General features: G+C 33.1%; 9 protein-coding genes. All 9 read left to right on the forward strand.

Annotated elements, in window-relative coordinates:
- Position 1: 1 nt before the first annotated feature.
- The gene (locus B7E05_RS00425) at positions 2–229 is read left to right on the forward strand and encodes a hypothetical protein (protein WP_245832899.1); all 228 of its coding nucleotides are present in this window, start codon (positions 2–4) and stop codon (positions 227–229) included.
- Between the two features lie 326 nt (positions 230–555).
- Positions 556–993, forward strand: a complete 438-nt coding sequence (locus B7E05_RS00430; protein WP_080871784.1) for a hypothetical protein — start codon at positions 556–558, stop codon at positions 991–993.
- Between the two features lie 30 nt (positions 994–1,023).
- Positions 1,024–1,269, forward strand: coding sequence for a hypothetical protein (locus B7E05_RS00435; RefSeq protein ID WP_080871785.1), 246 nt, complete (start codon positions 1,024–1,026; stop codon positions 1,267–1,269).
- Between the two features lie 28 nt (positions 1,270–1,297).
- Complete coding sequence (locus tag B7E05_RS00440; RefSeq protein WP_143833146.1) at positions 1,298–1,531, forward strand: hypothetical protein; 234 nt, start codon at positions 1,298–1,300, stop codon at positions 1,529–1,531.
- 25 nt (positions 1,532–1,556) lie between these two features.
- A complete protein-coding gene (locus tag B7E05_RS00445; protein WP_080871786.1) occupies positions 1,557–1,814 on the forward strand; it encodes a hypothetical protein in 258 nt (85 codons plus the stop codon).
- Positions 1,815–1,895: 81 nt separating this feature from the next.
- Positions 1,896–3,038 carry a hypothetical protein gene (locus B7E05_RS00450; RefSeq protein WP_080871787.1) on the forward strand — a complete coding sequence of 381 codons (1,143 nt, stop codon included), beginning with the start codon at positions 1,896–1,898 and terminating at the stop codon, positions 3,036–3,038.
- Positions 3,039–3,088: 50 nt separating this feature from the next.
- On the forward strand, positions 3,089–5,497 hold the full coding sequence (locus B7E05_RS00455; RefSeq protein WP_179134421.1) for a VirD4-like conjugal transfer protein, CD1115 family: 2,409 nt from the start codon (positions 3,089–3,091) through the stop codon (positions 5,495–5,497).
- Positions 5,478–5,720 (forward strand): hypothetical protein, encoded by a 243-nt coding sequence (locus tag B7E05_RS00460; RefSeq protein ID WP_080871789.1) that lies wholly within the window; start codon positions 5,478–5,480, stop codon positions 5,718–5,720. The genes B7E05_RS00455 and B7E05_RS00460 overlap by 20 nt, the downstream gene beginning before the upstream one ends.
- 26 nt (positions 5,721–5,746) lie before the next feature.
- On the forward strand, positions 5,747–7,089 hold a 1,343-nt coding region (locus B7E05_RS00465; RefSeq protein ID WP_342744958.1), incomplete at its 3' end, for a pLS20_p028 family conjugation system transmembrane protein.

Here is a 7,089-nt window from a genome sequence, read left to right on the forward strand (position 1 = left end):
ATTGGGAGAAAAAAGAATATCACAAGCAGAATTATCTTATAGAGCTGAATCGGTAAAAACATATGACAATGAAATCTATAAATTACAAGGATCTATTGCAGTTAATCAAGAAAATGGAGACATAAAAAAAGTTGCTGACATTTATTATCGAGTACGTACAGCCGTTGATGAAAAGAAACAGGTTGTAGCAAAAAGAAAAAAATCAACAGATGAACTTGGTAAAAGTTAATTCAAATGGCTTAATGCCTTTTTGAATATAAATGTATTTGACAACTGAATATAAGTGCTAATGTTCATTCAGGCGTATGAATATTGGTTAACAGATATTTAAGGTTTGTGTAGTTCGATTCCTAAAACTAGACATTGCTTTACTAGCATTTTACGCCTTTATTATTTCTGGTTCTTCGTACATAGCCAAAAACGTTGTGCATTGGCAAGCAACTATAAAGTTCGCAAGTTGCCATAGGGTTAACACTTTCAGCCATAAAGTGTAGGAAATCCCATTCTTATACAAATATGGTATGATGAAATCAAATAAAAAGATGGGGTGGTTTGATGACCAAAAAGAAAGTCTATGCTGTTTTATTTACCTTACTAATTCCAATGGTTTTGTTAGGTTGTAGTGGTGGTGGTCAAGTAGAAGAAATGGGGTATCAAGACTTTAAAGAAACCATTGGGGAAGAAGATTTCACAGGGTTTGCTTATATATTGTCTAATTTTAAAGCAGAAGAAGATGGTTATTTAAATTCTATAATAGATGTTTTTGAAGAAGAAAATGCATCATTAGTTTTTTATAATGACCAACAAGCAAGCGATAGGACACATGAAATTTTTAATGAGGATAGTGGAAAAATTGATTTATATCTACCAACCAATGATATTGCATATATCGTAGATGGAGAAGTGGTAGCTGAATTTGAGATAGATGAACAAATCACTATGAATGAAGGAAGAAAAGCATTGTCCTCTTTCATCAATGAAAATAAAGAGTAAGACATATTGAAAGATAAGGAGTGTATTATTTTGGCAAAAGTTACACAGAAAGAAAGGAAGAAAAATAAAGAAATCGCAAAGCAAATCATGGAATTTTACGACATTAATTATAACGACTGGCTTCATCAGATGCATAGTGATTATATTGATGAACATCTAATGGATTACATGAAAGAACAAAGCACATCTTCTGAAACACCTTCTTCTAAAACAGAAGAAGTAGAAGTAAAGAATTCCGATAATAAAGATGATGTAGAAAATGGTTTTAATTCATAATTTTTAGTTCAAATAAGGAGTGAATCAAATGGAATCATTAATCGAAACTGGAAAAGATATACTTGAATGGGCGCAACGACTAGGATTAATCAGTGCAGCTATTGCTTTTTGTATTGGTGGTTATTTCCTAATTTGGGGTGGAGATAGAGGTCGAGGAAGAAGTGTAGGTTGGTTTATTGGGGCAGCAGTTGGCTTAGTCATTGTAATGGGTGCTTATGGTCTTGCCGAAGGTATCGATAGTAACATTAAGTTTGACGGTTAATCTCTAATTCAAAGAGGTGTTTCAGATGTTGATTACACTAACAGAATGGGACAGTACAAAGGAACAAATATTTAATTCACAACAAAAAAGGCAAGGAAGTTCTGAAGTTTATCAAGGAAAGGAAGTAGATATAAACATATATACTATTGAGCTGATTCGTTCGAATGATGTAGATGAAAATATAAATGTTCACATTTGGTTAACCAGTGGTTCTCATGTAAATGTAGTAGAAACCAAAGAGGAAGTAAACAGAAGGGTAGCCACTGTATTTAATCAAAATTAAAGTGATTTTTAGTTGAAACGTAAGAAGCCATACAAACGTATGGCTTCTTTTTAATTAATTTCTATAAGAGGTGATTTATTAATGTTATATGTTGTTTTTACTAATATAGATCACACCAAAATACCAAAATTCGAAAAGATTCCTTTCAAGGAAGCTGTTACATTAACAAATGAAATTGAAATGGAAATGAGACCGAAGAAAAAGGTGTTATCGGGTGATTTTTATTTAATAAGGGATGAAGATAATGAGACTGTATATTCCGGAACATTTAATTTTGGTTCAAAATTTGCTCCCAATTTATTTATTCATATAAAGAAAAATCTTCCAAAGATACGAACAAGCAAAGAAAAAGAAAAGCAACGTTTACTTCTAATAGAAGAAATGGAAGAACAGACGGAGGAAGCATATAAGCAAGAGGAAGATTTGTCCGATGATGATTTGAGCAATTTGGATAAATCTAAAATATCTCACCTGAAAAGGTGGCAAAGAAGAACTGTTTATGGAGTTGGTCTATTTTTTGCACTAGCTTTTCTAGGGTGTTTAACTTTCTTTATGATACAAGTTGCATCGTTTCAAAATGAATACAATCAAGTACAGGCTAATAGTGAGGAACAGGAAATACTGCTTAGTAATTATGAAAAAGCCTTGCTTGATGACCGAGAAGACTTGATAACGTATCTCTCTGAAAAAGAGGAACTTACAGAGGAACAAAGAATGATTTATGCTAATCACTTAGTTAACAATGAACAATATGAAGAATTAGTCAATTTATTTGATGAAGACCCAATTTTGGCTCTATCTTATTTAACACAAGTAACTGATGATATTGCTACGGTTGAAGCATTCAATGAAGCTTATCCAACCAGTGAAGGAGAATTTGAAATAGCTTATGCAAACAATAATTACAAAGATTTGCTAGCCATTGAAGATGTTGAAATGAATGTAGAAAGAAGCAAAAAGAAAACATATGCCTTGTTAAAAACAGGAAATATCGAAGATGCAAGAGCCGAGCTTGAAAATAATAATGATGAAGAATTATCTAATAAAATCGATGAATACGCATCTTTAACGGAACAAATTGAAGAATTGAACAGCCAAATAGCAGATTTAGAAGACGATATAGACGATGCAGATACGAAAAAAGCAAGAAGAAATCTTAGGGGTGATAAAAACGATCTGGAAGATGAACGAGATGAATTGGAAAATCAAAGAGGGGATTTATAAAACACTTCAACTAGAAGTGTTTTTTATTTAGAAATGGAGTGATGGGATTCATGCGATATATGCGAAACAAATATTTGCATCAAGCAATAGCGCTATTTTGTACTATTGTATTTTTTTCTATTTTGAATTTAATTGCAAACCTCATTGTGGTGAATATAAAAGATATCTTTCAAGCTGATTCATTCCTAGAAGCACCAGATATTAATTTAAACTTAGTTGGTTTCCTAACAACATTTAACGAACTGCCAGTCATTATTTATCTGGGGTTAGGTTTCTTATCGCTAATGGGCGGAGGAATGATGTACTATAAAATGCGTTCTAATTTCAAAAGTTTAACTGATAGTGGTTCAAAGGGTACTAGTCGTTTTACAACATTAAAGGAGTTGAAACAACAGTATAGACAAATACCTGACAGAAAAAAAGAATTTAAAAAAGGTGGTGGCGTACCTGTTTCTCACTATAAAAATAAAATTTTCATCGATGATTCACCAGTTAATAATTTATGGATTGGAACAACTAGGTCAGGTAAAGGGGAAATGGGGATGTTCCCTTTAATTGATATATATTCTAGGGCAAAAGAAAAAGCATCCATGGTAGTAAATGACCCTAAAGGTGAACTCTATGCTAGTAGTGTGGATACATTGCTAAAAAGAGGTTTTCATGTTGAAGTTTTAAATCTTGCTGACCCGATGCAATCGATGGCTTATCAACTATTACAAGTTGTTATTGATTCTTACGAAGAAGGGGACATTCAGCAAGCTGAATTATATTCAAAATCGATCACTGACATGATTTATATTAATCCAAACGCTAAAGACCCTTTCTGGCAAAACAATGCTAGTGCATTGTGTAGAGCTGTTATCTTGGGTTTATGTGAAAAAAATATTCCGGAAAATAAGGGCAAAGTCACCATGTATAACGTAGCCAGTACCATCAATACGTTAGCATCTGAAGTTGAAATTGATGAGGTGACAGGTCAACAAACAACTGGATTAGATAAATTCTTTGAAAGTTTACCAGAAAATCATCCGGCAAAATTACAATTTGCTACCGTTAAGTTCTCTGCCGGCGCACCACAGACAGTTGCCGGCATTTACGCCAATGCGTTTGAGAAACTAAACATTTTTACAATGACACCTGTTGCAAAAATGACTTCAAAAAACTCTTTTCCAATGCGGAAAATTGGATTCGGAAAATATTTATCTGGAAAATCGAAACCGTTAAGTAGAGTAGAAGTTCTTTTTCCAAAAGGGGTAAAGGAAAGTGTAAAAACCAATGTCAATGGTCTTTTTAAGATTACTCACGATGCAAAACTTGATGTTGGAGATAAAGTCACTTTGAAGATTAAGAAAAGCTCTATCAAACAAATTTTAGAAGTAACAAGTATTAATGCAGAAACCGGAGAAGTATCTTACAACAAACTGGAAGATGAAAAAGAAAATGAAGTAGGAATAGAAATGCATATTTTTGAACATTTCACAAAGCCTACTGCCTTATTCATGATAACACCAGACTATGATAAATCATTGCATGTCATAGCTTCATTATATGTGAAACAGTTATATACTGAATTATCAAGAATTGCCAGTCTTAGAAAAGGCGGTAAAACCATTAGAGAAGTTATCTTTATTCTTGATGAATTTGGAAATATGCCAATTATTGATGATATGGGAACAATGATTACGGTTTGTCTTGGAAGAAACATGCGTTTTAACCTTGTTATTCAGGCGTATAGTCAATTAAAACAGAATTATGATAAGGATTGGGAAACTATTGACGGTAACTGTGCTAACACTATTTATATACTTACTACTTCTAATGATACAGCAGAGGAAATCTCGAAAAAAATTGATAAAAAAACGATTGAATCAAATAGTAGAAGTGGAGATTCATTATCTCTGGACAAAAATAAAACTGAAGGAACAGATGGAAGAAGCCTGCTAGATGCAGGGGAATTAAGAAGATTAAAAGAGGGAGAAATGGTCGTTATTCGAGGAATTAAAAGGCAGGATAACGATAGAAAGAAAATTGTCCCTTTTCCTATATTTGCTACAGGGGAAACACGCATGAAATATCGTTATGAATATCTGGCAGATGATTTTGATACTTCCAATTCTATAACAGAAATCGATATCCCATGCCCCCATGCTGACTTTGATTTAAATTCAAATATTTACCGTTTTAAAGATGAAGATACATCTGACGGCATAAAGACAATAGGAGAACTGTTAGATGGAGATAATATTCTTTCTATTATTACGCAAACATTGAAAAAGAATACAGATATGGATGATACCGATGTATTTAATTTAACACCAGAAGAATTTAAGGATATTATGTTTGGACTACACCAACAAGGAGATTTAGCATCCAATACGTACAATGTAACAATGGATAAATTCAATATTAAAATGAAAAAGCTAGAGGGAGAGGTTGAACATGAACAAGCTACATCTTAAAGAATCAAAAATCGATCACTTCATTCAAGTATATAAAAATCAATTAGAAAAAAGAGAAATGATTGTAAAGTTAACAGATTCTTTTATCATCGTTTGGTTTGATACCAACGATGATAAATACCAAATATTAGTTAATCCATATGAATCAATAGAAGAAAAAAATAATGTAATAAATTATGATATTTGCCTTAACAGTAACTCAAATGATTTTTTATCCGTTTAATGGCAAATAAATAAGGTGGTGATTGAATGGATAAGGAACAAATATACGAAAAGTTAGTTGAATTTGGAGATTATCTTAGTAAAGGAACAGTTGTACAAGACGTTCTTCGACAATTTATGTGGTGGCTTGTTCAAGGTTTGGTATGGATAGTTGATTCTTTGGAGAATGTCACTGATACGATTTTAGGATTAAAAGGGTTTTATGATAATCCTCAATTCGTTGACTTTATAGAAGCATTCCGTCCAGTTTTAGTTGTTTTACTTGCTTTAAGTCTATTGTTTATAGGGTATTTACTAATCTTCCAAAAACAATTTAATCGGGAAGCTGTCTTGACAAATATTTTTGTAGCTTTAATTGTCATTGTACTTTTAGGTGCAGGCATGGATAAAGCTGATAAATTCACAGGCGATGCTATAAACGCAATCAACAACGCAGGAGAAGAAGAAGAAGGCGGAACGGTTGCTACGGATGTTGTCAGAGATAACATTGTAGATATTAGTGTTTTTGATATCAATGGATGGGAGAGTACAGATGTAGATGCATACAACCAATTATCATCTGATTATATCATGGACATTAATATTAAATCCTATTTGACGGAAGGTAGCCAAATAACAGAAGAACAAGAGTTAACTGATGACGGAGAGGAAATTTTAAGCCATTCCATAGAGACAATAGGTGACGGTAATCGTAAAGTAGTCGAATTAGAAGACGGAAATTGGGTTACGGATATAACGAAAGAATATTATTATCGGTACACTGTAGATTGGTTTAATATCATTGCCACTTTGGCAATTTTAGGATTTGTTCTAGTAACAATCGCTATCAAATTAGCAAAACTTTTCTTTGAATTGGCATTTAACTATGTTTTGGCTAGTTTGGTTGCTCCTGCTGATCTTCATTCAGGACAAAAAACGAAAACAGTAATACAAAATATATTAAGTATTTTTGTGGTTACGATGTTAATCTTTTTATCGATGAAAGTTTATATGATTGGAACTTCCTTCTTGGCTGATGAATTAAGTGGCGTTGCTTATATCGTTGCGATGATTGGCTTTGCTATGGCTGTTATAGATGGTCCCAATATTGTTGAACGCTTATTTGGTATTGATGCAGGCATGAAATCAGGATGGGGTGCGCTAGCCGGTACACTAGCATTAGGAAAAGGTGCATCTAACGCAACAAAAGGGCTTGGCAAAGGTTTAAGCTCTGTTGCAAAAGGAAGTAGTGCTGTTGCTAGTAAGAGTACCAGTGGCGTTGCAGGTATGGCAGGTCTGGTAAGTGGATTTAAGAATGGTAAACAACAAAACTCTTCCAATGGTGAACAGACGAAAAATGAATCTGGAAATAACACTGAAGCAACTACAGG

The sequence above is a fragment of the Oceanobacillus timonensis genome, from assembly GCF_900166635.1.
Taxonomy (GTDB): domain Bacteria; phylum Bacillota; class Bacilli; order Bacillales; family Amphibacillaceae; genus Oceanobacillus; species Oceanobacillus timonensis.